General features: G+C 51.0%; 22 protein-coding genes, 1 tRNA gene and 1 pseudogene. 6 read left to right on the forward strand and 18 right to left on the reverse strand.

The annotated features are described in order from the left end of the window. Nucleotides 1-288: 288 nt before the first annotated feature. A tRNA-Leu gene (locus tag AWM70_RS10970) sits at nt 289-374 on the reverse strand. Between the two features lie 217 nt (nt 375-591). Between AWM70_RS10970 and AWM70_RS10975 the strand changes: the two genes are divergently transcribed. Continuing rightward, nucleotides 592-1,368, forward strand: coding sequence for a polysaccharide deacetylase family protein (locus tag AWM70_RS10975; protein ID WP_068700579.1), 777 nt, complete (start codon nt 592-594; stop codon nt 1,366-1,368). Between the two features lie 420 nt (nt 1,369-1,788). Continuing rightward, nucleotides 1,789-2,001, forward strand: a complete 213-nt coding sequence (locus AWM70_RS10980; protein ID WP_068696349.1) for a hypothetical protein — start codon at nt 1,789-1,791, stop codon at nt 1,999-2,001. 127 nt (nt 2,002-2,128) lie between these two features. Here the strand turns inward: AWM70_RS10980 and ltrA are convergent, their stop codons facing one another. From ltrA to msrA, 4 genes are all read right to left on the reverse strand, one after another. Then, nucleotides 2,129-3,520, reverse strand: coding sequence for a group II intron reverse transcriptase/maturase (gene ltrA / locus AWM70_RS10985; RefSeq protein WP_068696350.1), 1,392 nt, complete (start codon nt 3,518-3,520; stop codon nt 2,129-2,131). Between the two features lie 457 nt (nt 3,521-3,977). Then, nucleotides 3,978-5,795, reverse strand: a complete 1,818-nt coding sequence (locus AWM70_RS10990) for an APC family permease (RefSeq protein ID WP_068696351.1) — start codon at nt 5,793-5,795, stop codon at nt 3,978-3,980. A gap of 216 nt (nt 5,796-6,011) precedes the next feature. Next, nucleotides 6,012-6,878 (reverse strand): YitT family protein, encoded by an 867-nt coding sequence (locus AWM70_RS10995; protein WP_068696352.1) that lies wholly within the window; start codon nt 6,876-6,878, stop codon nt 6,012-6,014. 209 nt (nt 6,879-7,087) lie between these two features. Further along, entirely contained in the window at nt 7,088-7,606 is a 519-nt protein-coding gene (gene msrA, locus AWM70_RS11000; protein ID WP_068696353.1) for a peptide-methionine (S)-S-oxide reductase MsrA, read from the reverse strand. Between the two features lie 128 nt (nt 7,607-7,734). Here msrA and AWM70_RS11005 point away from each other — a divergent pair, with 128 nt between their 5' ends. Then, a complete protein-coding gene (locus AWM70_RS11005) occupies nt 7,735-8,073 on the forward strand; it encodes a L,D-transpeptidase (protein ID WP_068696354.1) in 339 nt (112 codons plus the stop codon). Between the two features lie 261 nt (nt 8,074-8,334). Here the strand turns inward: AWM70_RS11005 and AWM70_RS11010 are convergent, their stop codons facing one another. Next, nucleotides 8,335-9,741 (reverse strand): HAMP domain-containing sensor histidine kinase, encoded by a 1,407-nt coding sequence (locus tag AWM70_RS11010; RefSeq protein ID WP_068696355.1) that lies wholly within the window; start codon nt 9,739-9,741, stop codon nt 8,335-8,337. After that, nucleotides 9,726-10,412 carry a response regulator transcription factor gene (locus AWM70_RS11015; RefSeq protein WP_068696356.1) on the reverse strand — a complete coding sequence of 229 codons (687 nt, stop codon included), beginning with the start codon at nt 10,410-10,412 and terminating at the stop codon, nt 9,726-9,728. Before AWM70_RS11015 ends, AWM70_RS11010 begins: the two co-directional genes overlap by 16 nt. Nucleotides 10,413-10,602: 190 nt before the next feature. Between AWM70_RS11015 and AWM70_RS11020 the strand changes: the two genes are divergently transcribed. Then, nucleotides 10,603-11,316, forward strand: a complete 714-nt coding sequence (locus tag AWM70_RS11020) for a YceI family protein (protein WP_068696358.1) — start codon at nt 10,603-10,605, stop codon at nt 11,314-11,316. A gap of 105 nt (nt 11,317-11,421) precedes the next feature. On the opposite strand, the gene AWM70_RS11025 is transcribed toward AWM70_RS11020, so the two are convergent. The 5 genes from AWM70_RS11025 to AWM70_RS11045 are packed head-to-tail and all read right to left on the reverse strand — an operon-like array spanning nt 11,422 to nt 16,952. Further along, entirely contained in the window at nt 11,422-11,982 is a 561-nt protein-coding gene (locus tag AWM70_RS11025; RefSeq protein ID WP_068696359.1) for a GNAT family N-acetyltransferase, read from the reverse strand. Nucleotides 11,983-12,029: 47 nt separating this feature from the next. Then, nucleotides 12,030-13,370 (reverse strand): extracellular solute-binding protein, encoded by a 1,341-nt coding sequence (locus tag AWM70_RS11030; RefSeq protein WP_068696361.1) that lies wholly within the window; start codon nt 13,368-13,370, stop codon nt 12,030-12,032. Between the two features lie 42 nt (nt 13,371-13,412). Then, on the reverse strand, nt 13,413-14,192 hold the full coding sequence (locus AWM70_RS11035) for a response regulator transcription factor (RefSeq protein ID WP_237167885.1): 780 nt from the start codon (nt 14,190-14,192) through the stop codon (nt 13,413-13,415). 3 nt (nt 14,193-14,195) lie between these two features. Further along, the gene (locus tag AWM70_RS11040) at nt 14,196-15,989 is read right to left on the reverse strand and encodes a cache domain-containing sensor histidine kinase (RefSeq protein ID WP_068696365.1); all 1,794 of its coding nucleotides are present in this window, start codon (nt 15,987-15,989) and stop codon (nt 14,196-14,198) included. A gap of 12 nt (nt 15,990-16,001) precedes the next feature. Then, nucleotides 16,002-16,952, reverse strand: coding sequence for an AraC family transcriptional regulator (locus AWM70_RS11045; protein ID WP_083180241.1), 951 nt, complete (start codon nt 16,950-16,952; stop codon nt 16,002-16,004). A gap of 131 nt (nt 16,953-17,083) precedes the next feature. Here AWM70_RS11045 and AWM70_RS11050 point away from each other — a divergent pair, with 131 nt between their 5' ends. Continuing rightward, nucleotides 17,084-19,348, forward strand: a complete 2,265-nt coding sequence (locus AWM70_RS11050; protein ID WP_068696372.1) for a glycoside hydrolase family 52 protein — start codon at nt 17,084-17,086, stop codon at nt 19,346-19,348. Between the two features lie 139 nt (nt 19,349-19,487). Here AWM70_RS11050 and AWM70_RS22730 read toward each other — a convergent pair whose 3' ends face one another. Beyond that, nucleotides 19,488-19,634 (reverse strand): VOC family protein, encoded by a 147-nt coding sequence (locus tag AWM70_RS22730; RefSeq protein WP_237167886.1) that lies wholly within the window; start codon nt 19,632-19,634, stop codon nt 19,488-19,490. 354 nt (nt 19,635-19,988) lie between these two features. Between AWM70_RS22730 and AWM70_RS11055 the strand changes: the two genes are divergently transcribed. Next, a complete protein-coding gene (locus AWM70_RS11055; protein ID WP_068696374.1) occupies nt 19,989-21,263 on the forward strand; it encodes a sensor histidine kinase in 1,275 nt (424 codons plus the stop codon). Here the strand turns inward: AWM70_RS11055 and AWM70_RS24290 are convergent. The 5 genes and pseudogenes from AWM70_RS24290 to AWM70_RS11075 all read right to left on the reverse strand — a co-directional run bounded on the left by AWM70_RS24290 (nt 21,217) and on the right by AWM70_RS11075 (nt 26,315). Beyond that, a complete protein-coding gene (locus AWM70_RS24290) occupies nt 21,217-21,612 on the reverse strand; it encodes a YidH family protein (protein ID WP_418303206.1) in 396 nt (131 codons plus the stop codon). The genes AWM70_RS11055 and AWM70_RS24290 overlap by 47 nt on opposite strands. Further along, on the reverse strand, nt 21,563-22,303 hold the full coding sequence (locus tag AWM70_RS11060) for a glycoside hydrolase family 73 protein (RefSeq protein ID WP_068696377.1): 741 nt from the start codon (nt 22,301-22,303) through the stop codon (nt 21,563-21,565). The genes AWM70_RS24290 and AWM70_RS11060 overlap by 50 nt, the downstream gene beginning before the upstream one ends. Before the next feature lie 130 nt (nt 22,304-22,433). Beyond that, complete coding sequence (locus AWM70_RS11065) at nt 22,434-23,258, reverse strand: cation diffusion facilitator family transporter (protein WP_099093147.1); 825 nt, start codon at nt 23,256-23,258, stop codon at nt 22,434-22,436. Between the two features lie 1,003 nt (nt 23,259-24,261). Then, on the reverse strand, nt 24,262-25,341 hold the full coding sequence (locus AWM70_RS11070; RefSeq protein WP_068696378.1) for an undecaprenyldiphospho-muramoylpentapeptide beta-N-acetylglucosaminyltransferase: 1,080 nt from the start codon (nt 25,339-25,341) through the stop codon (nt 24,262-24,264). Beyond that, a pseudogene (locus AWM70_RS11075) lies at nt 25,338-26,315 on the reverse strand (polysaccharide biosynthesis protein). Before AWM70_RS11075 ends, AWM70_RS11070 begins: the two are co-directional and overlap by 4 nt. Nucleotides 26,316-26,708 lie beyond the last annotated feature (393 nt).

Below are 26,708 nucleotides of genomic sequence, written 5' to 3' on the forward strand. Positions count from 1 at the left end.
TTACACGATGCCTAACGCCGTGTCCAGTAACTCCCGTATAATCTTCGGCGTCTTCTGCCGCATCCAATCGCGCATCTCCATAAACTCCGTCACGCCATGTCATACGCATACCTGCGTTTACATCAATATTCCGTAATCTGGACAAAACAAAAACGCCTCCAATCGTTTTGTTAACGATGAGGCGCTCCGTTAGTCCTGTGTACCTGCGCGTGTGTCCGTTACAGCTACACAGGACCTCCCGCCATTTGACGGGCATTTAACGTTGATTTGACCGTAATTTTCGCGTTATGCCGAGGACCGGGATCGAACCGGTACGGTAGTCACCTACCGCAGGATTTTAAGTCCTGTGCGTCTGCCAATTCCGCCACCCCGGCAGGGATGAAAGGTGTTACCAAACAACTTGCAGCAAGTTTTAATTGATAACAGCGACATTGAAGATAATATCACGCGGACTCCTTGCTTGTCAACCAGCAATTCCAGGTTAAATCCCCAGCCCTTCTTTTTTGGGAAATGCCATGTATGCAAAAGAAGTCCGGTTCACATAATAAGATGGTTATTTTCTCAAAGGAAGGAGACTCCCAAACGGTGAAGATGAAGCTATGGGCTGCTGTCCTTATGGGGATCTTGCTGGTGGCCGTTCAAACTCAAACATCAGCTGCTGCGTCCCCCACCGGGCTGAAAGGACGGGAATATTACGAAGCCCGCGGTGAAATTGTGTGGGAAGTGCCTACAAGCGACAAGGTTGTGGCGCTTACCTTCGATGACGGGCCCGATCCCGTAACTACACCTGCCATCCTCAAGCTGCTGAAGCAATACGATGCGAAAGCGACGTTTTTTGTAGTGGGCCGCCGTGTGGACCAATTTCCGGAAATTTTGCTTGAAGAGAACAAAGACGGGCATGAAATCGGCAATCACACCTACAAGCATACGTATTTTAATTTGAAGAGCAACGTGCCGTCCATGACCGAGGAAATCAGCAAAACAGAGAATTCCGTGCTTGCGCTGACCGGAAAAAGAACAACTTTATTCCGTCCGCCGGGCGGTTACTACAACAGCCAGCTGATCGACTATACCACAACCCACGGCTATCTGGCCGTGTTATGGTCGTGGCACCAGGATACCCGCGACTGGGCCAAGCCGGGAATCTGGAGGATTACCGACAAGGTGCTCAAGAATCTGCACAGCGGCGATATTATCCTGATGCATGATCACGTTGAGAACAGCGTTCAGACGGTCGAAGCGCTGAAGGTCATTTTACCGGAGATCAAAAAACGGGGATACCAGTGTGTGACGGTTACCGAGCTGCTGAAGCACCAGCGGAACGCTGAACCGGTCAAACATGACAACAGCAAAAAAGCGGGGCCTTAAAGGCCTGCCGCTTTTTTGAAGTACCCGTTCATTTGAACCGACTAGCTTTTTATTATAAAAAGAAGGAACGAGTAATGATGACCAACAAGATAAAGAGTACCAGGATAGTCCCTGTAGAAGTCCAGAATGCTCCTGGTCCAACGGGTCCGCAACCTGCTCCGCCTACAACGCCGCCCATTTGAATTCCTCCTTTGATTTGTGGATATACCACACCATATGCCTTGAGCGGAGAAGCCGATTGGGTGAATGCCCGCCGTTCTTTAAAAAATCACTGCACAGGCCAAAGGACCGTAAGAAAAGAAGCGAAGATCGCTTCCGTTCTTCCGTCCCTTTCCTGATGAACGTTTCAAGAGCCGCCGCAGCGGTTACCGTAACAATAATCCCCCACCCCACACTCTAAAGAAAGCGAGGAGATGCAGCATGGCTAAATCCAAACCGCTCCAAGACCGTGAACCGGGCTTTAACTCCCTTCCTCCCGTTGACTCCGACCGGCAGGCCCCTACCGATCAGATCGACGACATTGTCGGAGGGATCATGGATGAAATCCAGAAAGACGCTACCGGTACTAAACCGGGAGAGACGGATGCGGCAAACGGCACACAAGACAAGCCGGATACAAATGCAGCCGATTAATCCCCAGAATCTGAATCTGATCCGAATCTGAATCCATATAATATCACGATCGAGTAGGAGGGGGTGACTAACCCCCGTCCTCTCACACCACCGTACATGCGGGTCCGCATACGGCGGTTCCAAAAGGTTAACAAAGCTCCAAATAACGAGAAAGCAAACTTTTCAGCCCTTTCGCTTCCCAGTAGGAAGTCGGAAGGGCGTTGTTTGTGTTTCGGGACATTTCCCATGCACCTCGTCTAGAGTTGCCCATCGCAAAGCAAGCCCACTCTGGAACGCCTAGATTTCGCAGTTCGCGGATTCGGGTTCCCACCCGTTTCCACTGTTTCCAGAGGCACATGCGTAATCTCCTGCGAATCCATTGGTCGAATCTTTCACAGTGGCTCTTCGCCGATGCGATTCGGAAATATCCAATCCAGCCGATGAGGTAGCGGTTTAATTGCATAATCCTGTTTTCCATGGACATCGACCGCGTTCGGCTCGTCAGCTCCCGTACCTTCTCCTTGAATCGCGAGATGGTTTGTGGGGCTAAACAAATTGTCGCTTTCTTGTCCCTCAGGAAACTAAAGCCGAGGAACTTTCGGTTCCACGGGCGGTCTACCGCACTTTTCTCTCGATTCACTTTCAGTTTCAGCTTTCCTTCTACAAAGCGTGTTACCGACTCCATGACGCGTTCGCCCGCACGTTTGCTGGCGACGAAGATGTTGCAGTCGTCCGCATAGCGGACAAATCGCAGTCCTCGTTCCATTAGCTCCTTGTCCAAGTCATCCAGCAATATGTTCGCTAAAAGCGGACTCAGGGGCCCACCCTGCGGCGTTCCTTCTCGGCTGCGCTCCAGCTTTCCATCTACCATCACTCCAGCGTTCAGGTAGGCACGGATCAGTGTCAGCACTCTTTTGTCCTCCACTTTCCGCGCCACTCTTGCCATCAGTATGTCGTGGTTTACCCGGTCAAAGAATTTCTCCAGATCGAGATCCACGACCCATCTCAGGCCGCTTTGGATATATCTTTGGGCTTGTTTCACGGCGTCGTGGGCACTCTTTCCCGGTCGAAAGCCATAGCTATACCACGAGAATTGCGTGTCAAAGATCGGGTTCATGACTTGTAAAAGGGCTTGCTGGAGAAAGCGGTCCATCACGGTCGGGATGCCTAACAGCCGTACACCGCCTCCGGGTTTGGGGATTTCCACCCGTTTGACTGGCGCAGGTCTGTAGGTACCTGCTAGAAGTTTAGCTTTCGCCGATTCCCAGTGTGTTTTCAAGTAAGCTTGTAGATTCGCTACCGTTACTTGGTCCACACCGGGCGCTCCTCCGTTCTCTACCACTCGTTTATAGGCGAGCCGAAGGTTATCTCCTTCGAGCATTCGCTCCAGCAAGTTGTTCTTTGCTTCGCGAGAGGAAGGGGCGACTTGTGCCGACAAAGAACTCCGCGCTCCGGCATACCCTGGCGGCTTCACCGCTTCTCTTTGCCGCAAGCTCTCTGGCGAGATATTCTGCTGTCGTTGCTCTTCGTACGAACGCATCGGTTTCCTCTCTCCTTTCGGTTCAGCCCTTCCGTAGGCTGTTGCAACAGCTTACGTACTATGGCCTCTGCTGACTCCTGCCGGTTCAGCGTAGCCTCTCGGCTACGGTTACAAGTTTTTTTTTCTTGCCTATCCGGCAGGCCTCCCCAGATAAGAACGTCATCTTTCCGCCCGCAACCACTGGAGTCTACAGGATTAGCCCTTGGCGGCTTTGGATTTCGTTGTGTATGGGCAACTCATCCGACTGCTCCTGCCTCAAATCCAGTTCGTGTACCTTGGCTCGTGCTTTTGCCTCCGGCTTCCTTCAGATTCCACCTCACGATGGACACCCTTGCCCTTGGCTAATGGTAGGCGCTCGCCAGCCCCCATTCGGGACTTTCACCCTAAAGATGACGCCCATGCTGGGCGTACCACAAAAATAGCTGCGGAGCCCCAGCTCCGCAGCTATTTTATAGGTTTATTTATCCAAATGGAACGGCACGGTCGTTACAATGACTTCTTTGTTGCGGATAAAGAAAGCACGCATCATGATACTGGTTTGGTTGTGAAGCACGTTCTCCCACCAATGCTTCGTAATAAACTGCGGAATCAGGATTGTGACATGATCCTCCGCCGCCATTTTCCACTCCACCGTTTGAATGAATTTATACAGCGGACGCATGATGCTGCGGTATCTGGACTTCAGGACAATCAGCCGGATGCCCGGGTCCCACTCCGCCCATTTCTGCTCCATCTTCGCAATCGATTCATCGTCAAAGCCGATGTAAACGGCTACTACGTTATTGGACAACGTTTTGGCATAGCTGACGGTATTGAGCACAACCCGGGTGATGCCGGAAATCGGAATAATAACCGTATTCCCTTTCGTGATCGGCTTATCCTTGGCCAAATCGATCCGCAGCTGATCCGCCGTGTTGTCATAGTGACTTCTGATTTTATAGAACAAATAAACGACAAAAGGAAGAAAAATAAAGGCCATCCATACCTGATGGAATTTGGTAAAGATAAAGATCAGCGTAATGGAAAGCGTCACCAGCATCCCGACGGTGTTGATAAACAGCTTGACAAGCCAGCCGCTTGGTTTAAGACGGATCCATCTGACCATCATCCCGGCTTGGGAGAGCGTAAAAGGAATAAACACGCCGACTGCATAAAGCGGAATCAAGGATTCGGTGTCTCCATGAAAGGCCATAACCAGCACAGCCGAAAGCACGCTGAGGAACAAAATCCCGTTCGAGAACCCTAACCGGTCACCACGCACCATAAACATATGCGGCATAAATTTATCTTTGGCCAGCATAAACGCCAGCAGCGGGAACGCCGAATAAGCCGTATTCGCAGCCAGAAACAGAATAACCGCGGTAACGCCCTGGATAATAAAATAAATGGCGCCGCGGCCGAATGTCGCTTCAGCAATCTGCGAAACAACCGTTGATTTAGCTTCCGGCGCAATACCGAACCAATAAGCAAGCAGCGTAATTCCAGTAAACATCGAGCCCAAAATAAGTCCCATCATCATGAGCGTTTTGGCCGCATTTTTAGGTGCCGGATCTCTGAAGTTTGGAATGGCATTGGATACAGCTTCAACGCCGGTCAAAGCCGAACAGCCTGAACAGAAAGCTTTCAGCAGCAGGAACAAACTGACATTCGAAACGGCCGAGCCAAATTCGGCATGGGCAACCGGAGCCCCCACCGTAAAATATTTGATGATTCCGCATATAATCAACGCGAAGATCGCCACGACAAACAGATAGATGGGCACCGCCAAAATAGAAGCGGATTCGGTAACCCCGCGAAGATTCAGAATCGTCAGGAACACAATCATAATCAAAGCAATGGTAACCCGGTATTCGTGTAAGGATGGGAAAGCTGATGTTATGGCATCCGTTCCCGCCGAGGCACTTACGGCCACCGTCAAAATATAATCGACCAGAAGCGATCCGCCCGCAAGCAGACTCGGAGCTTTGCCCAAATTGTCTTTGGCAACGATATAAGCTCCCCCGCCGCTTGGATAAGCGAAGATGGTCTGGCGGTAAGAAGTAATCAAAATGGCAAGCAGCGCGAGCACCGCCACGGCTATCGGAAGCGAATACCAGAGGGCCATAAACCCGGCCGCCACCAGCACCAGCAGAATTTGCTCAGTACCATACGCGACGGAAGACAGCGCATCAGAGGATAAAATCGCGAGCGCTTTAAGTTTGCTTAACTTCTCACCCTCAAGCTCTGCTGACTTCATAGGTCTGCCGATCAAAAGCCGCTTTACTTTCCCAAACATAATTTAATCATCATCCTTTACACTACGAGTGACATACATAAATTGAAGCAATTGATATTATTGCTTAATTCATTTCCGTTTTCAACTGTTTTTGCAAATATTTCATGAACCTTATTATTCCCGTAAAGCTGTTACTTTCTTCACAGCCAGCCCAGCAAAAAAAGCCTAACCTCTATACAGAGGCAAGGCTTCTTAAAATCCGTTTTAATTTTCGTATTAATGAATGCTTTTCTTGGCAAAATTGCCGCCTGAAACGTCCGATACATGCTCAACCGCCAAGAACGCGTTGCGGTCAATTTCGGTCACAATCGCTTTCAGTTTGGCCAGCTCCAGACGGGAAACTACACAATATACGACCTGAGTATCTTCTTTTGTATAACCGCCTCGGGCATACATAAAAGTGGTGCTCCGGCCGAGCCTGTCCATAATCGCCTGGGAAATTTCTTCGTATTCCTTGGAGATGATCGTCACCGATTTGGATTCGTCCAGGCCTTCTACAACAATGTCCATCACTTTGGAGGCAATATAATACGTAAAGATCGAATACATCGCGGAATCCCAGCCGAGATAGAACCCGGCGACAATAAAGATGAGCACGTTCGTGATCAAAATAATCTGGCCAACCGGCATATTGGTTTTCTTGGAAACCAGAATCGCCAATATTTCCGCTCCGTCCGTAGAACCCGAGAAACGAAGGACCAGGCCTACGCCAAGACCCAGCAGCAGACCGCCGAACAGCACCGCCAAAATGGTTTCTTGCGTGAATGCTTCAACATGATGCAGAAACGTTGTCGTCAAGGACAAAACAACAATCCCGTACAGGGAAGAGAATGCGAACGTTTTTCCTACCTGTTTGTACCCGATAATCAGAAACGGAAGATTCAGCACAAATAGGAACAGACCAAGCGGCAGTTCGGTCAGCTGGTTGAGCATGATGGAAATACCCGTAATCCCGCCGTCAATAATGTTGTTCGGAACCAAAAATATTTCAAGCGCCACACCCGCGAGGATCGCACCTGCCGTAATAAAGATAAACCGTACGATAATCTCTTTCAAAGATAATTTTCTGTGTTTTCCTGGCATCCTTGCAACCCCTTTTTAATCATTTCAAGCTCTCTTACTAACTATTTTATAGCAAATATCCCTCAAGCTCAAATAAACGGCCGATTTTTTTCTCGAAAAATAAAGAAAAAGTTGTCCCGGCAGCTCCTGCTGCGCTTGGACAACTTTTTTCCACTAATACCTCTCTTCGTTTTTAGCGGGCTGCTGCCCGTTCGAAGCTCACTCCGGACTTAATGTTTCCAGTGCTCATTAATAAACTCATCACGGCCGGACTTCTCCCGGTCTTCTTTGTAATGCTTTGTGTTCTTCTTATGATAATCCTGATGGTAGTCCTCTGCCGCATAGAAAGGGGCAGCCGCCAGAATTTCCGTCACGATTGGTTTATCAAAACGGCCGCTGGCCGCCACCGCCGCTTTGGAAACCTCTGCCAGCTCTTTTTGCTTCTGATTATGATAAAAAATAGCCGTCCGGTATTGAGAACCCCGGTCATGAAATTGTCCGCCGTCATCCGTCGGGTCGATCTGCTGCCAGAACAGCTCAAGCAGCCGTTCATAAGGGAACAGTTCGGGATCAAACGTAATCTGGACGACTTCATAATGTCCCGTGTCGCCTTTCTTCACCTGCTCATAGGTCGGATTCTCTACGCTGCCGCCTGAATATCCTGATATAATGCCATGAATCCCCGGAAGCTCGTCAAACGGCGTCACCATACACCAGAAGCAGCCTCCGGCGAAAGTCGCTTTCTCCATGCCTTTCATCTCCTTCAACAATTACACCTAACAAGGGCTACTGCATAAACTGTTATATCCTCAGTGTCCTCAGCGTAAGCCCATAATATCACATCCCCGAACCAGGGGTCTATATAAGGAGTTCTCCTATGCCTAATTACCGAATTATCGTCGATTTGTCCGATCACATGCTTTACCTGCTTGATAACGATACCGTCGTCCGGGGATTTCCGGTCGCCACAGGCGCCATGCTTACGCAAACGCCCTACGGGGATTATACGATTGTAAACAAACAATCCAATCCCGGCGGCCCCTTCGGGGTGCTCTGGATGGGACTGTCCAAACCCCATTACGGCATTCACGGTACTAACGATCCTTCCTCCATCGGCAAGTCTGTCTCCCACGGGTGTATCCGCATGTACAACGAAGATGTATTGCAGCTGTCCGAACTGGTGCCTGTAGGCACCAGGGTCTCCATCCGCCCATGATTAGCGTGCCCAAGGGCAAAGCAAGGGGAATGCAATAAAGCAAACACCGCCGGCTGAAGCCGGCTAGCGCCAGCGCCGGAACGCCTTCTCTTTTTAAGCAACCTGCATTATGTTAAACTGGCTTAAAAAGATGAAGGAGTTCTGTCCCCTTATGTACATACTTCTGATCGTAATTATCATTTGGGCTGTTTATATGATTATGCAAAAAAGAAAGAAGTAGGCGGCCTCGGCCGCCTTCCCTGCTTCTAAACCAGCCCCGGATTAAGCTTTGAACAGCGTTAAAGCAAACAAACTGCCTTCCTGCGTCGAACGGATCAGTTCAAGCTCTCCGCCCATCGCCTCCGCGAGCAGACGGCTGTAGGTCAAACCAAGGCCCAGTCCCCTTGGACGAGCCGTCCGCTTTTCCCCCCGGTAGAACCGCTCAAAGATATTCGGCAGATCCTCCCGGCTCACTCCAATCCCGTTGTCCTGCACGGCGATCCGGATTTGCTCCGGCTCGGCCCTTGCAAGCGTAACATTGACGACAAGCCTGCGTTCCTGATGGGCCGCCTGAAAGCTGTTGTTCAGCAAATTGATCACGATCTGCCGGATGCGCAGCGCGTCCCCAATGACATGAATTTCTTCTTCTGGAAGCTTAAGATTCAAGTCCGCAGCCTGATGTCCGTCCAATAACCTCCACTGACGGGCTACCTCGGCAAGCAGCTCCTTCAGCTCAACCCGGTCGCTCCGGACGCTGACATTCCCAGCAGCCAGCGCATTATAATCCAGCAGGTCTGCTACCATGCGCTCCAATCGGCCCGTTTCCTTCAGCGCCAGCTCCAGGAATTCCTCCGCTTCCTCTCCGTCCACCACCTTGTCTTTGACGGCGTGGATCAATCCCTTAATGGAGGTCACCGGCGTTTTGAGCTCATGGCTGACGCCTGCGAGCGACAGCATTCTCCATTCTTCCAGCTGCTTTAGCCGAAATGCCATTTCGCGGAACGAACCGACCAGCTCCGAAATTTCCCGTTCCTGACTATTCATTTGCAAATGGCCGATTTCATAGTTTCCATTGCGGATGCGGCCTGCAGCCATGGTAATTTGCTTGAGCGGACGGGAAAGGCGGCTGGAAAGCAAATAAATCGTCAGCCAGCCCGACAACCCGAACGTCACCAGCAGGATGACAATTACAACGATAACAGATTTGCTTGTCGTCAAAGATTTGACCGACTGAAGGAGCGCAACCCGGCCAACCTCCTGGCCGCCGCTCATAATAGGAACCGACACCGAGGTATATTCCGAATGGCGGGATTCCCATGTATCGGGGTTCCATTTCTCTTCCATCTGCTGCTGCGTAATCTTCGGCATGCTGTACACGAGCTTGTCGTCCTGATCCAGAACCATCAAACAGAAATCCCGGTCCAGCTTGAAGAAACGCAGCCTGTTCTCCACCAGCTCATCGAGCTTCGGCGGAATTTCCAGTCCTTCCTTCCCCGTAACCCGGTCCGCAACATCCATCACAAACAACCCCGATGTTTGCAGCCGGTTGTCCCGGGCCGTTTCCCGGATCCAATAAATAGACACCAAAGCAATAATCGTGCAGCCTATAAACAAGATCAGAAGATACCTCAGCGACCAGTAGGATAAAATCGAGACCTGCTTGCCCTCAGCCTTCAGCTTTCTATGCAAAATGAATACCCGCTTCCCCTTAATGTCCGGATTTCCCCCTGTTCCGGCGGCCATCCGGCCAGCAGCTTGCGCAGCCGTTTAATCGACAAATCCACAGCCCGGTCGCTCCCTTCATAGTCGAAGCCCCAGACTTCTTCGATCAGCTGCTCCCGGGTAAACACCCGGTTCGGTCTGGACGACAGAAAGAGCAGCACATCAAGATCCCGAGGACTAAGCGCCAGCTCCTGTCCCCGCAGAAACACCCGTTTGGCCCTGCTGTCAATCAACAGGTGCCCGAAATGCTGCCGTCCGGTCCGATCATCGTCATAGACCGGACGCCGCCGCAGGACGGCCTTGACCCTTGCCACCACCTCGTCCGGGACAAAAGGTTTGATCATATAATCATCGGCTCCGCTGTTCAGTCCCTCCAGCCTGTCGTCCATCAAATCGCGGGCCGTCAGCATAATAACCGGACAAGCGCTGATCTCCCGAATCCGTCCGAGCAGCTCAAAGCCATCGATTCCCGGAAGCATAATGTCCAGCAATACCAAATCAAACGTGTCCCCTTGAAAGGTTTGCAGCGCGGTTATACCGTCCATGCAGCTTATAACGTCAAACCCGGCTTTCTTCAAGTAGGATCCCAGCACCCGGGCAATCGCTTCCTCGTCCTCGACGATCAACAGTTTCTGCAAACCCGCCTCACCTCTCCTCTGACCAGCCGCTTAACTTCTTTCTTTCATTCTTAAGCAAGTTAGGCTTTATTTTACACATTTAGCGGAGCAGGGCAAGCCCGGACTGTCCGACACATTCCCGACATATTTCCTTGATACAATTCAGAAATCAAATCCTGATCCCTACGGAAAGAAAGGAGAGGAACCAGAGATGAATAAAAGAAGCTGGATGGTCCTGACAGGCGCGTTGGTCTTTGTAATCCTGGCTGGAGGTTTCACGTTTCTAAAATCGTATATGGGCAATAACGTAGATATCAGCAGCGTCATTCCGGCAGAAGCCGCCTCGGTTGACGGTGAAAATGCAGCGGCAACAGCCGGAAGCGGCGAGGTGGTCGATGCGAAGCAATTAAATGGGGAATGGTCGATTTCGGACGGTTCCAAAATTTATTTATCCGTTACCACCTCTCGGGAGACCGTTAACTTCGTTAACGAGAAAATAAGCGGCAGCTGGAAGGTTGCGTTGGACAACCCGGACGCCATGACCGCGATCGGCACCCTTGACATGACGGCCAACGATTCCGGCAACAAAATGCGGGATGATCATATTCGCGGAGCTGAGTTTTTTGATGCCGGCCAATACCCGGAAGCTTCCTTTGCCGCCAAGTCCTTTGACGGCCTGCCGAAAGAATGGACAGACGGGACCGCCGTTCCGTTCACCATGACCGGGACCCTTACGGTTCGTGGGATGGAGAAAGAAGTCACCTTTGATGCCCAGGCTTTGTACAAAGGCGGACAGCTGTTATTATCCGGAACTACCATGGTCACCTTCAGCGATTTTGGCATGACCAACCCGCACACAGTTGTACTGAGCACCGAAAATGACATCAAGGTCCAATTGGAGCTTGTTTTGACCAAATCTGAATAACAGCTCCACCTCAGCTGCAAAGGCCGGCAGTTGTCCATACGCCCACATACCATGAAGCCGGGGGAATATTCCCCCGGCTTTCGACTATCCTCTGAACCAAACGGATTAAGCTTTAAACTCATGCTCTAACATAGACATCCGGATCATATCATGATATTTCCCGTCCTGATACAGCGCATCACGCTCGACGCCTTCATGCTTGAAGCCGATCTTCTCATAAACGTGGAGAGCCCTGGGATTAAAGGAATAAACGCCAAGATGAATCCGGTGCAAGCCAAGCTCACGAAATCCGTATTCCACCATCCGTCTCATGGCTTCCTGCCCATAACCCTTGCCGCGGGCTTGCGCTTGGCCAATCGCGATCCGGATGTTGGCACTGGAGTTGTCCCAATCGATGTCATTCAGCACAACTTCGCCAATCAACCGGCCGCTGTCCTTCGGAACGATCATGAAATCAACGCGATCCTTGCCGGGCTGAGCAATCCGCTCAAGCCAGGCCGCATTTTGTTCAGGCGTAAAGGATACCGCAGTCGACCCGGTCAAATACAGCATTTCTTTATCCTCAAGGAAAGCTGTATAATCGGCCAAATCCTCCTGCTTCGCATAGCGGAGGAGGATACGATCTCCGACAATTTCGGTTTTTTCAATCTTTTTGCTGCTGTTCATTTATCATCTGCTCCCTGCTCTTAATCAGATAAGGCCCCTATTTAAGCCTATTTGTTTTTCTGCGCCGCTTCCTGATGCTTCAGCGCGAATTCTTCAGGTGTCACGGCTTTGCCGAACAAAGCTTGAATCATGTTTAGATGAACCTGAGCGGCGTCCGGCTTCATTTGCACGTCGGCAAACAATGTAATATTGCTGGCTTTGTTCAGCTCGCCAAGCAAATCGACATACATTTGCGGCAAATCCATGCTGGAGGGGTCCACTTTGGTTGCCGGAATCACGCCGGCATCCGTAACCGATTGCTCCCCCCATTTGGCTACGAAATAAGATACAAATTTCTTCGCTTCCTCTTTCAGCTTGGAGTTCTCCGCTATGAACAGCCCGGCACCCGGCCCGCCTACCCAGCTGTTGATGTCTCCTTTGCCGCCCTCTACGGTAGGGAATTTGAAGAAACCTACCTTGTCTTTGAATTCCTGCGGAACATCCGGGTTTGTCGTGAAATTGGGGATTTCCCAGGTCCCCATCAGACACATCGCCGCTTTGCCGTCCATAAACTCTTGTTTGCCTTCTTCATTGGACAAGCCGTTGAAACCTCTATTAAAGGCGTTCATATCCACCAGATTCTGTATCTCCCTGGCCGCTTGGATAAGACCCGCGTCCTCAAACGTGCCGGTAGCGTCAATAGCTTTGGCCAGTGTGTCGCTGCCTGCGATCCGGTCGGCCAGGTACATGTACCACAGCGAACCTGTCCAGCGGTCTTTGTTGCCGAGGGCAATAGGCGCTACGCCGTGCTCGGCCAGCGTTTTCACCACCTGCTTGAATTCATCGTAGGTTGTAGGAACCTGCAGGTTATATTGGGCAAATATTTCTTTGTTGTAATAAACGGGTGTTATATTCAGCTCAATCGGCAGCGCGTAGGTTTTACCTTCGACGGAATAGGCCTCTACCGTACCCGGGAAAAATTTATTTTTTAATTCGGGGCCGTTCAGCACGTCATCCAGGCTGGCAAATAAGCCGCCCTTCACATAGGGGTCCATAAATCCTGCAGCCCAGGTAATCCCTACATCGGGAAGTTCGTTGGAGGCAGACAACACTTTTAATTTGTTTTTGTACTGCTCATTCTCAAATACTTCCTGTTCAATGGTGACATTCGGATTATCCTGCTCGTATTGCTTAATAATTTGGCTGACCAGTTTATATTGCTGGGCTGAGCTGCTTTCCGGCCAAATATGCATCATCTTCAGCGTAATCGGCTTCACGCCGTCTTCGCCTGACGGAGAAATACCATTGCCTGTATCGGCACGATTTGAGCTGTTCTCGCATCCGGACAAGACGAGCAGTACGGTCAGGACCAGCAGCAGGCCGGAAACCACCTTTCTCCTAAACACCATGGATCCCCCCAATTGATTGATGCCAGCTACAAAACCTCTTTATTATTGAAGAGCGGCCATCTCATTCCGGTAACGGCTCGGGCTGATTTGTTCAAGCTGCTTGAACACTTTAATAAAATATTTATCCGTGTTGTAGCCCACCTGCTCAGCGATTTCCCCGACGGACAGCCGGGTTTGCGTCAGCAGCTCCTTGGCACGTTGGATGCGTCTGCGGGTCACGTATTCACTGAACGTTATGCCGGCCTGTTCCTTAAAGAGAACACTGAAATAACTGGCATTCAAATGCACCTTAGCCGCCATGTCTGCCATCGTTAGATGCTCCTGCAAATGTTCATCCACATAAGCCATCACTTCGCCCACCGGGCCGTTTGGCCGGAGAACCTCCTCTTCCATGGCAAACAGCTTTGGGTCCACCAGCTTTGCCAGCTTCTCCGCCCGGTGCCGCTCTTCCTCCTGCTTCAGCGCACGCTCGGTGATCTCCAGCAGCTCATCCTTGTCAATCGGCTTGAGCAAATAACCTACCGTTCCGAAACGCAAAGCGGTCTGCACATATTCAAATTCCGCATACCCCGATATCACAACCGATGCCGGGCGATCCGGCCTGTCTTCAAGCGAGCGGATCAAATCCAGGCCGCTGATCTCCGGCATCCGTACATCCGTGATCAGCAGATGGGCGGTATTATGCGCCAGCCACTCCGCCGCTTCCACCCCGTTAGCGACGCTTTCAATCCGGTAGCGTCCGTCCGCCCAAAGCTCAAGTGTCTTCCGAATGCCCTGACGGGTTCCCGGTTCATCATCTACGATCAATATCGTCCGGACCACCACTTATTCCTCCCTTTCTCTTGAAAACTGACCGTCTAACGGAATAATAAAGGATACCGTTGTTCCTTGGGCTGCAGCACTATCGATTTGAAGGCCTCCGCCGTCATGATTCCCGCTGTTATAATATAATTTCAACCGGCGCTCCACGTTGACAAGCCCTACCCCCGTGCTGTTCGAAGCCAGGGAGGTGCCCGTCCGAATGGCCTCGCGCAGCGCGGACAACTCTTCGCCGCTCATTCCCTGACCGTCATCGGCCACTTCAATTTTCACCTGGCTATCAGCCATACTCCCTTTAACACGAACCCTTCCTTTGCCGATTTTACTCTCCACACCGTAACGGATCGCATTCTCTACGATCGGCTGAACCAGCAGCTTTGGAATAGGCACCCGGGCTGCCTCGGGGGCAAGGTCGATTTCCCATTCCAGCCTTTCGCCAAGCCGCATGGACATAATTTTGAGATAACGCTCCACATGCTCAAATTCATCTGCGACGCTCACCCATTCATCTTTCTCCGGATTGCTGATGATGTACCGGAACAGCCGGGACATGGCGACGACCAGACTGGCCAGCTCCTCTTCCCCTTTATCCACCAGCGACCAGTTGAAAGCCTCCAGCGTATTAAACAGGAAATGCGGGTTAATCTGGGCCTGCAGCGCCTTGAGTTCGGTTCGGCTCTGCAGCGTTTCCTTCTCGTATACGACCCGGATAAGCCGGTTGATATGATGGACCATCTCATTGTAAGAATAGTTGAGTTCCCGCATCTCCATCGTCGTGGAGACAGGCTCGGGGTTTGGCATCAATACCCCTCCCAGCCGCGACTTGCGCATCGCCCTGATCAAATGAATAATCGGTCTGGTCAGCATCGTCGACAGAACGAAAGACAAAATCAAAAAGCCTAGCGCGCCCAATCCTCCCGCTGCAAGCAGAACCGTCCGCAGCACCGACAGCCCTTTCGTCACATACTGCACGGGGGTCAAAATCAGGATCGTCCAGTTCGCCGCTTCCGAATATTGCTTGACCAGTACATAATCCTCTCCCTGAAAGGTGACCGTCTGTTCCCGGGTATTCAGCAGCGGAGTCAAATCCGTCCCCGAAGCTGTATCCCCGATACCGAGAAGTTCACCCCTGTCATTGGCGAGCAGGATCGATTCCCCGCTGTCGTCCACGGAGGTCCGTTCATTCAGCTGGAAATACCCCCGCTGGATTCTGGCAATCAGGTATCCGCCTGACGAGAACCAGCGTTCAAACAAATTGACCCGGCGGATGGCCAAGACGGACTGGCTGTTCTCCGGATCAATCCCGATCCAGACCAGGCGGCCTTTTTGTTTGTCAGCTTCCTCGATATAACGGGGATCCACGCGGATATCCAGCTGTCCCTCTTTCAATGGAAACAGCAGCTTGCCGGTGTTGGTGTACAATTCAAGCGACTCGCCTCCCGGCGAATAGGCCTGATAGCTGTTGGCAACCTGAAGCAGCGACTGCCGCTGGCTAAAGGTCGCGGCCCGCCCGTCCACTTCATCGAGAAGCAGCTGCTGTACGAAAGGATTCCCGGCCACCTGGGCAGTCAAGCTGTCTACCTGCGTCATTAAAGCATCCAGACGGCCGCTGGCCTGAACCGCAGTTTGTTTGATATGTTTTTCCGCGTTGTTTTTGAGAAGGGAGGAAACCTTGCTGTACGTAAAGCCGCCCGCAATGCCGAGAATAATCAGCATAGCCAGAAAAAAAGCGATAAAAATCTGGTTGCGAAGCGTATTGAACGGCTGCAGTCTTCCGGCTATCTTTTTTGCTTTTTTCATCTGCTCGCCCCTTTAGATATGCACCCTGGCTCTGAATTTCCCCGGCGACTCCCCGGTCCAACGTTTGAATTGACGGCTGAAATGCGCGATGTCCGCATACCCCAGCCGGCAGGAAATCTGCTCAATGGACAGCTCTGGCTGCATCAGCAGAAGTTTGGCTTTCTTCAGCTTTAACCGGGATAGGTAACGCCGCGGGGAGATGCCGTAGATTTCCTGAAACATTCTCGTGCAGGCCGAAGGGCTGTAGCCAAGGCCGGTTATGGCGGAAGCCACCGTCTCTTTAAGCTCCCCTTCGTCTAAAGCGAACCCCGATTGCTCGGCCGTTCGTTCTACCGACCGTTCCAGAAAAGCGGCAATTTCCTCGGCAATTCGGCTCGACCGGAGATCTCCGGAGCGGATCTCCTGAGGATGTGCAAATCCTTCGGTTAATGCGGCAAACAAACCAAACATAGCTGAAAGCGTGTTCATTTTAATCTGCAGCCGCTTGTATTCTCCGTTCCCCGGTGTGTCGTCCGCTCCAGCAAACTCCATGAGACGGTTCAAGCTGGGACGGGCGTTTCGGGCCAGCAGGCTGTCGGAGGAGAAATGTCGCCGGCTTCCCCTGCACAGCAGCTCCCTCAGTTCCCGTTCGTCCGTATCGAAATGAATACAGTAATAAGTCATGTCTGAACCGCCGTCATTCCGGCTTTCATGAAGATCTTCAGGTCTAAAGATCAGCAAATCACCCGGCTGCTGCTGGTAATCCTGCCCGTTTACCCTGATCAGCTGCCGGCCTTCCAGCAGCAGATTGATTTCAAAGAGCGGATGACTGTGGAGCGGATAAGTCCAGCCGGAGCTGACGGTTCGCAAATGTGCTGCAAAAACGCGAAAAGTAGACTCCAAATCGGGCATCATTACCTCTCTGATCCCGAAATCCCCTTGTCCGTCCAGCAGTTGCGCCGGCCGCTGCTGTTCATTTGCCATCAGCAGTCCCTCCCGGTTCTTGTTGTCGATTTTGGATAAAACCTATCCTATTCTGGGCATAGAAAGCGCTTAAATTCCTTGCTAATATCAACATACCATATAACCCCACATTTAGAATAGGAGGCATTTTTTTGGATAACAAACTTTTTTTCAACGCCCACCACTCCCCCATAGGCGCTTTCTCCAGCTTTACACTGGGATTCCCCGGCCGCAGCGGCGGCCTGGATCTGGAACAAGGCCGCCCGCCGGAGCAAAATATTTATATCGGCCTTCAGGATCTGAACGCCTCACATCCCACGGTAGCAGGCCAGAAAGCTGTTCCAGAAGCAACGTATCAGGCCTTGCCTTTCTTTGAGACCATAGCCGATGATTCCGCACGCTACACGGGAGAGAGTGCCGCCACCAACGGCGAGAACGGCAGTTCTTCAGCTTCTTCTTCAGCCGCGGCTTCTTTAACGGAACAGGCTCCCGCCCCGCTTATCCGCCCTTTTCCAATGGAAGAAATCGAACGGACCTTTGGCGCGGCTGCTGACCAATGGCGGGCCGGAGATTTAACCGTTACTTTATATTCGCCTTTTGCTTCTGTTCCCGATCCGGAGACTGCCAGCGAGGAAGAGCTTAAATTCGTCCTGGTCCCGGCCGTTTGGGCAGAAATTACGGTGGACAACACCAAAGGAACAACCCCTCGCCGAGCGTTCTTTGGTTTCCAGGGAACAGACCCCTACACGGCGATCCGGCGGCTGGAAGACACAACGGACGGCGAGATTTGCGGGGTTGGCCAAGGCCGCCACCTCGCTATAGCGGCGCTCCGCCATCCGCAGATTCGCAGCGCCGGCCATTTTACCATGGAGAACATCCTTCAGCCGGTTTCGGAAGACAATCTGCTGTTCGGCCTCGGTCCGGTCGGCGCGCTGCTGATGGATACGCCTGCCGGTGAACAAGCCACTTATCGGTTGGCGGTTTGCTTCTACCGCGGAGGTGTGGTGACAACCGGACTGGATGCTTCTTATATGTACAGCCGGTATTTCGGCAATATCGAAGAGGTTGCCGCTTATGCGCTGCAGCAATTCGACCGCAAGCTGGAGCTTAGCCGCGAGAACGACCGGATGATCAGCGAATCTGCCTTGACGGACCATCAGCAGTTTATGCTGGCTCATGCCATACGCAGCTACTATGGCTGCACGGAATTCCTCGATCAGGAAGGCAAGCCGCTTTGGGTAGTGAACGAAGGGGAATACCGGATGATCAACACGTTTGATTTAACGGTAGACCAGCTGTTTTTCGAGATAAGAATGAACCCTTGGACCGTAAGAAACGAGCTGGACTGGTTTGCCGGCCGCTACCGGTATGAAGACACCGTACGTTTCCCTGGGGACCCGACTCCTTATCCCGGCGGTGTCAGCTTCACTCACGACATGGGTGTGGCCAACACCTTTTCCCGGCCCGGCTATTCCTCTTACGAACAGCATGCCTTAACCGGCTGCTTCTCGCATATGACGCAGGAGCAGCTGGTCAACTGGGTGCTTACCGCTGCCGTTTATTACCGGCAGACTGGAGATGAACGCTGGATGAACGGCAAGCTGGATTTGCTAGAGTCCTGCCTGTCCAGCATGGTCAACCGCGACCATCCTGAAGATGACAAACGCAATGGACTGATGGGGCTGGACAGCTCCCGCACCCAGGGCGGGGCGGAAATTACAACCTATGACAGCCTTGATGTTTCGCTGGGTCAGGCCCGCAACAATATTTATCTGGGCGGCAAGAGCTGGGCCGCTTATGTAGCTCTGGAATCCATCTTCGAGCAGTCGGGAAGAACCGATGCTGCCCGGCTGGCCGGCCTTCAGGCTGAACGGAGCGCTTCCACCATCGCCGCCCATATCACGGTCGAAGGCTATATTCCCGCCGTTATTCAGGAGGACAACGATTCACGCATTATTCCAGCGATTGAAGGCCTGATCTTCCCTCTTTATACTGGCGATCAGCAGGCGCTTGATCCGGAAGGACGTTTCGGCGGGTATATACAGGCTTTGAAACGCCATTTCTACACCGTATTAAAACCAGGGGTCTGCCTGTTTCCGGACGGCGGCTGGAAGCTGTCCTCCAGCAGCGATAATTCCTGGCTGAGCAAAATTTATCTCTGCCAATTCATCGCCAGAACCGTATTCGGTCTGCAGCAGGACGAAGCGCTGGACCGCGCAGACGCCGCTCACGCCGCTTGGCTGACCAGCCCCGTTAACGCCATCTGGAGCTGGAGCGATCAAATGGTAGCTGGTGTCATTCACGGCAGCCGCTACTACCCGCGCGGAGTGACAGCTATTTTGTGGCTGGATGAACAGCTTGCGGCGAACAGAGCAGGCAGAGCCGGAAGAACAGGAAGCGAAACGCCCGTTTCTTAAGCAATCGCAGCACAAACAAGCCGGGGGATCCCCGGCTTGTCCTCTTTTGCCTATTAGCTCCTGCTGTTCATTCACTTAAGGGGCTTTGGGAAGACTCAATTCCCACGTCAGGCCTCTGCGGTCCTTGACCACTCCGTATTTAGCTATATTTCCCCTCCTGCCCCTTAAAGGCTTCAATTCCGTCGGACGGCTGGACATTGCGGATTTCCCCGCCAAATATCCGCCGGTATTCCTCCAAAGCTTCACGGCAATTTTCCAGAAAAACATGGGAACGTAAAGTAATCATTTCTAAACTCCTTTAACCGGTGTTTTTTTTCTTCTGATATCTGCTCTATTTTTTACAAGCAGCATACCATATAAACCCAAATGTCGACACAAGCAACCAAATTCCTTCCGCTGCTTGGCCTTCTAATTGTAAAATCATTTGCCTGTCTTTTATAAATTAAGCTTGCTTGTATCAGCATTTTTTCGCCTTTTCCCCTCCTTTATCAAAACGTTTTTGTAAAATTATATCCCCCGCCATGAAACGACAGCTTTCCAATTCGAAGTCTAGTATTTTAAGAATATTGAGGCTTGTAAAGGCACAAAAGGACTAATTTTGCCATTTTTTACTATTCCGAATAAGGGGTTTGAACAGGGCATGCTGCTGGAAAAATTATTACTTAACGTTCTTATCGTCTTATCTCCGATTCTTGTCTACACCGCGTTTGGCGACCGGATCAAAAAAGCTTTATCTCCGTTTTCCATCGGGCTGGTGCAAGGCGCCGCCTCCTCACTTTGTCTGATCTTCTCCTACGAGGCGCTTAATCTGTATTGGGATTTGAGATATGTACCGCTTGTGATTACAACTGTTTATGCCGGTCCTGTAGCCGGTGTAATCAACTATCTTTTTATCTTGGGAACCCGGACATACCTGAATGGCAACGCGCTGCACTTCGGTTATATCAGCATTACGTTGACCTTCCTCGGCACTTTATATTTATCCCGGTTCACCAAAAATCGCAGCGGCCGCGACAGGCTCAGGCGGGTCGTCCTGATTTCTGTCGTTCCTTCCCTGATTATGTTGATCATCATGCTCAGCTATACGTTAATTAACGATGTGAAGAGCCCAGCCCATTTTAATCCGTTTGTAGCCGTCTTGTTTTTTGGAGCGCTTGAAACGCTGGGAACCTGGCTCCCCGCCATGCTGCTTGAATTCAATAATGAAAGATCTTCAATGAAAGAAGAAATCCTTCGCGCTGAGAAACTTAAGACGCTGGGCGGAGTGGCCGCCTCGATGGCCCACGAAATCCGGAACCCGTTAACGGCGGTTCAGGGGTTCCTGCAGCTGATTCGGGCCAATAATTACGACCGCAAAACCCGGGATTATCTGCAGATTGCTCTCGATGAGCTGGAACGGGCAGAATCGGTCATAAACGATTATTTAAGTTTTTCGAAGCCTAAGCTGACCCATTTCGAAAGTTTTTGTCTCGTTGAGCTGATCCGTAATATAATTACGATGCTGACCCCGGTTTCGAGCTGCAAGGGCATTGAATTTCAATGCAGGTTCAAAGGCCCCCTGTACATCTATACCGACCGCGGACAATTGCAGCAGGCCCTTACAAACGTCATTAAAAACGCGGTAGAAGCCTCCTCAGAAAATTCCGTTGTGCAAATCAGCTTGTCCCTGCAAGGCAGCCAGGTCGAGCTCAAAATCATCGACAGCGGCAAAGGAATGACCAAAGAAGAAATCCAGCGAATCGGCACCTTGTTTTATACCACCAAAGAAAAAGGCACCGGGCTCGGCACCTCTGTCGCCGTCAGGATCATTGAAGCGATGAAAGGCAATATTTTATACGAAAGTGAAAAAGGGAAAGGAACCGTCTGTATCATCTCTTTGCCGCTGGAGGCAGAGCAGCTTGCAAACACCAACTGACACGGCCTCCTAGCACATGACCGATGTGGGCGAACGAATCCGATTGAAACGCCAGGCCTGCCGTCAGAACCCCTAATCCAATCATGGCAATGCTTGTTCTCACCCAAGCCAGAAACGTGCGCTCGTTAGCCAAATGCTGTTGAATTGATTTCACATCCTCAACTTGTTCAGGCAACCCAAACGCCTCCAACAGGTATGATTTGATAATTTCAATTACCCGCATATCATGCGCTGTTAAAGCTACGTCGATTGAAATATAGAACCAGTCCTGCGGACAAGCCGCCGACTGGTTCCTGAACTTATTTATTTTTTTCCCATTTTCGCAGAGCAGCAGCGGTATCAGCTTCAAGCAGCCCCAAATTTTTAAGCATTTGCAGCGCAATAAAGCTCGGAACGCTTTTATCGGTAATGGAACTGATCGCCTTTACCGCCAGCCCCGCCTCCGCCGCAGATACGGCCCAACCGGGAACCGGCTCTTTGCCGGACATGTTCAGCTTTTTCTCCATAGCAGCGAGACGGCGGTTCAGTTCCTCCAGCTTTTCGGCATCCGGATCCTGAACGTTCTGCGAAGCATTATCATAGGTCTTCAGATGGTTGGCTGTTAGAATCTGAATCAGTTTGGCCGCATAATTGGGGTCGGAGGCATAACCGCATAAATAAAGGGCCTGACATTGCTCCTCAGGCGTTTGCGCCAGCCGAACCCTTTCATAGCGGGCACTTTGAAACAAAAGGTCCTGATCTTTATAGAAAGCATAGATGCTGGAATAAGCCCGCCAATTGGCGCTGACCGTCGTTTCAGTCCCGTTCACATATTCCCGGGTAGCCGTGCTGACGCTCGTTCCGTCCCAATAGGGAGTTGGCTTGCCTCCTCCTACTTTATAGCCGCCCAGATTGTTCCAGTCCGGAATCACTCCCCCGGTTTCCAGCCAGCTTTGAGCCAGCCTGACCGAAGGGAAAATCGGGCTTCCTTCCTGTCTGACACGCTGTACAACCGGCACCAGCAGCTCCAGAAATGCCTCGAAACGATATGTGGTCGCCAAATCCTGTCACCTCCCTAGAACAGGTTATGAAGTTGCCTGCTAAGACGTTTGGATTCTGGTGCAGAAGCTTGGAAATAGGGGATTTCAGACACACCAAAAAAGCCGGCGGATTTACGCCGGCTCTTTTGCTTTACGTCTCATTTTCGTACCAAGGATTCAAATGCACCATCACTTCTTTAACCAAAGGATTGGCGTCCCTGATCGACTGCTTGATTTTTTTGGCGATATCGTGACCTTCCTGGATCGTGAGCTGACCCGGAATGCCGACCCGGACATCGACAATAATGTAATGACCGTGTTCTCTGGCCCGGATCCGGTCGATTCTTTTGACTTCAGGCACGGACTGGACAAGCTGCACAATGGGTTCCATTTGAGTGTCGTCAATATTTTTCTCCATCAACACATCCACGGATGTCCGCCCCATATGAATGGCCAGCTTCAAGACAAGGAAAGCAACCAGGATGCCGGCAATCGGATCGCCGTAGGTCAGAATCCGAATGTCATAATGATCGCCGATCATCGCCAGACCGATCCCGGCTACTGCCGCCAAAGAAGCATAAACGTCAGCCAGATGATCATAAGCGGTGGCGACCAGCCCGCTGCTGTTATTCCGTTTGCCAACTTTCATCGTGTAGAAATACAACCACAGCTTCCAAATCAGCGAGATAAAGGCGGCCAGCAGCACCAGCACACCGGCTTTATGCGGCGGCTCCGTCAAAGCCACCACCGAATGATAACCCATATAAAAGCCGGCCAGCACCAGGACAATAGCGATAATGCCTGCTCCGATAACTTCCGCTTTACCGTGTCCATACGGATGGTCTTCGTCCGGGGGCCGCTTGGAAATTACCATGGAGACAAGAGCTGCTGCCGTGGCAAACACATCCCCCGCATTATGTACACCATCCGCAATCAGAACCTGGCTGCCGAATATAAGGCCAACGGCCAGCTTCATCACCGTCAATACGATGTTGCTAACCAGACTGATCCAAATGGCAAAAGATGATTGTTTCTCCGCTGCTGCATTCGCCGACTCCAAAATGTCTTCCCCCAACCTTTACTTTATTTCCATTATAACCAAAACCTAACGATTTCTTCGAAAAGGCACCGTGTCATTATATAAAACATCTTTTATGTAAGTCCAGAGAAAAAGAATTGCCCCGATCTGGATTTATTGGACGCTCGCAAGAGCGTTTGTAAAAGTTAACTTTGTGGCTAAGAGGCAAGAATGCCCGCAATTCTTCTCACGCGTTTGTATTTCTTCCAGCTGCTCTGCTAATATAAACACTATGGTTACTTCATGCCAAAGGAGCGTTGAATGATGAGGGGCAACAAGTTTGTTATCGGGCTGATCATCGGCATCGTGCTGTTGATTGCCTTGTTCTTCACTGGATTTATGCTTTTATATTTTAACGTTTTTAAACAGAGTTAAGAGAAAAATGCTGCGCTAGCAGCCTTTTTTATTTCTGCTGTACTCCCCCCCAAATCACCTTCCCTATCCCCCCTTTATGTCTCCAACCGGCATCGCCAAACATACCTTATCTTAAAGACTGAAATCTTCCGGCCAATCGAATTCGCTTGAATCGGGGATTGTTAAGGGAGGCGTTCCATGAAGGCTGTCACCTGGAATCTTGTTGTTCTTGCTCTGCTGCTGTCCTCTTCAGGATTTATAAGAACCCAAATGAAGGCCAGAAAAAAACGGTAGCTGGTTCTCTCGGCACAGCTCTATACTCCATTAACGGAAACCACTACTCTATTCTGCAGAGGATTTGGAATTGTTGCAGGCCTCGTTGTGTGATTTGCGGGCATTTTCTCATAGTAGTAAGAAATTAAACGATTGCAGCCATGATGGCAGAATCTCCGAATACCCGCAGAGATGGTAAAAATAAAAGGCCGCCTTGAAAGCAAGGCAGCCTTTTATTTTTAACTTTGTCGTATATTCTGCGGCAAGAACTAATCTATGGACTCCCCGCTTTACTGATAAGCTCCAATATTTGTTCGGCCGCATGTCCGGTATCGATGGCCCGCATGTTGTCCTCATAGAAACTCCGATTGTTATAGACCTTTTCAACGGATCTCAAAAAGGCAGGCACGTTCATTTTCTCTTCCAGAAGCAGTTCGGCATATCCTTTGTTCCAAAAATGCTGGGCGTTTCGAATTTGTCCCATACGCGAACCGCCGCTGGAGTGGGGAATCAGCAGCATCGGCTTGTGCAGCGATAGACATTCATGAATGGCGCCGGACCCTGCCCGCGAAACAATAACATCCGACATGGCCAGGATATCGGCCAATTCCTGCTGAACAAACTCAAACTGCTTATAACCTTCGTAATAACTGTAGGACAGGTCCATCTTTCCTTTGCCGCAAATATGAACCACCTGAAAACGTTCAAGCAATCCCGGAAGCGCGGCCCTTGTCAGACGGTTGATCCGCTCCGCCCCCTGGCTGCCCCCCATCACCAGGAGCACGGGTTGTTCAGCGGTAAAGCCGCACAAATCAAGTCCGCGTTCCCGGGTGCCCTTGTTCAGGTCCTCCCTGACGACTGGTCCGATAAATTTCATTTTAGCTGCGGCACGTTTGTTATCTATCTTCGTTTCCTCAAAGGTAGTACAAAACGTTTGGGCATATCGGACGGAAATTCGGTTCGCCAAACCCGGATGCAGATCAGGCTCAAGAATCAGTGCGGGGATATTCCGCCAGCCAGCCCCGATCACGACCGGTACGGATACGAAACCTCCGAGTGAAAAAACAACCCCCGGCTTAATCCGAAACAGCAGTCCGTAAGCTTGAAAAATACCTAAGATCAATCTGAATATATCGGTCAGATTCTGCCAAGACCAATACCTGCGGAGCTTGCCTGTAGCGACGGCATGATAGCGGACCTGCTCCAGCTCGCCGACAAGCCTGCGTTCTATTCCGTTTTTTGAACCGATATAATGAATCTCCCAGCCCTCCTGCAGCAGTTTGGATATCAGCACCAGATTGGCGGTAACATGACCGGCAGAGCCGCCCCCCGTAAAAACAACGACCTGCTTCATTCGAGAAAACCGCCTTCGCTCAGCATCGATTCTATTTCCGTTTTGGAGATTGTAAACAACTCTGAAGAATAAGCATGTGCGCTGCTGCCGCCCTCTGTCAGCTTGTCCTCCGTTTGATCGCTATTTGTAACACTCTGCTTGAGCACCAAAAAATCGCCTTGGTCAATTACATAACCGCGGTCCTTATCGGAGATTAACACTTCGTGAAGCCGTTCGCCGGGGCGGATGCCGATATAACGGATTCCAGCAGCCGGATTCCCGGCATGCTCCACGAGAACCTCAGCCAGATCGGTGATTTGGCACGCCGGCGATTTCGCGACAAAAATTTCGCCGCCCTCCATTTGCTCGGCGGCCGTCAGCAAAAGCTTTACGGCTTTGTTTACCGTAAGGAAAAAGCGGGTCATTCGTGCATCGGTAATACTTAGCGGCAGACCTTCTTTAAGCTGCTGCTGGAATAACGGAAGAACGCTGCCCTGCGACCCCAAAATGTTGCCGCTTCTCAGGCAGACAAACCGGGTGTCTGTATACTCATTGGCGTGTAAAATCAGCTTTTCTGCAACCGCTTTGGTCATCCCATAGGTATTGGAGGGATTGGCGGCTTTATCCGTCGATAGGTAAATCACCTTTTGCACGCCTTGCCCGGCGGCGGCTTCAATCACATTTTATGTTCCATAAATATTGGTCTTAAGCGCGCAATCAGGCTGTTCTTCACAAACCGGCACGTGTTTGAGGGCCTCCAATTGAAACACATAGTCAACCTCCTTGCAGGCCGTTTCAAGCTCCCATTTGTCTCTGATATCGCCTATGATGAAGGTTAACCGGGGATCATGAATCGTCTGCTTCATTTGCGCCTGCAGGGATTCGTTTCGTGAAAAGATGCGGATTTCTTTGGGCGACAGCTTCAGCAGCTGCCGGACTAATTCCTTCCCCCATGAACCTGTCCCGCCTGTGATCAAAATGGTTTTGTTGTTCATTGTTCCATCTCCATTAACTTAGTAACTGTGTCGCTTCCAAGCTTAGGACATGTCTGTTACACCATTGTGACGTTTATCGATAGGATTATTTTTCGTGAAAAGGGGAATCTTAGGGGATGCGAAAGCGATTTGACTGATTTCCACACAAAACCATGTTGAAGAAAGGCTGACAAGAACCTATGAAATGGGTTTATTTTAATCGATTGTATTCTTCAAAATTCCAGGCGGGCTGTTTGGCAAGACGACTAGAGCACGACGGCTGGGTGTACGGTTTCCGTGAAATGCGCGAAATTGAAGTGTTCCGGTCTAAAAAGGGCCGATACGGCGTAAGGTTCCTGCCCTAAACTTAAGGCTTGACGCCCTGGCAAAAGATCGGGTATATTAATATATGTC

Origin of the sequence: Paenibacillus yonginensis, assembly GCF_001685395.1 — a bacterium.
GTDB lineage: Bacteria > Bacillota > Bacilli > Paenibacillales > Paenibacillaceae > Fontibacillus > Fontibacillus yonginensis.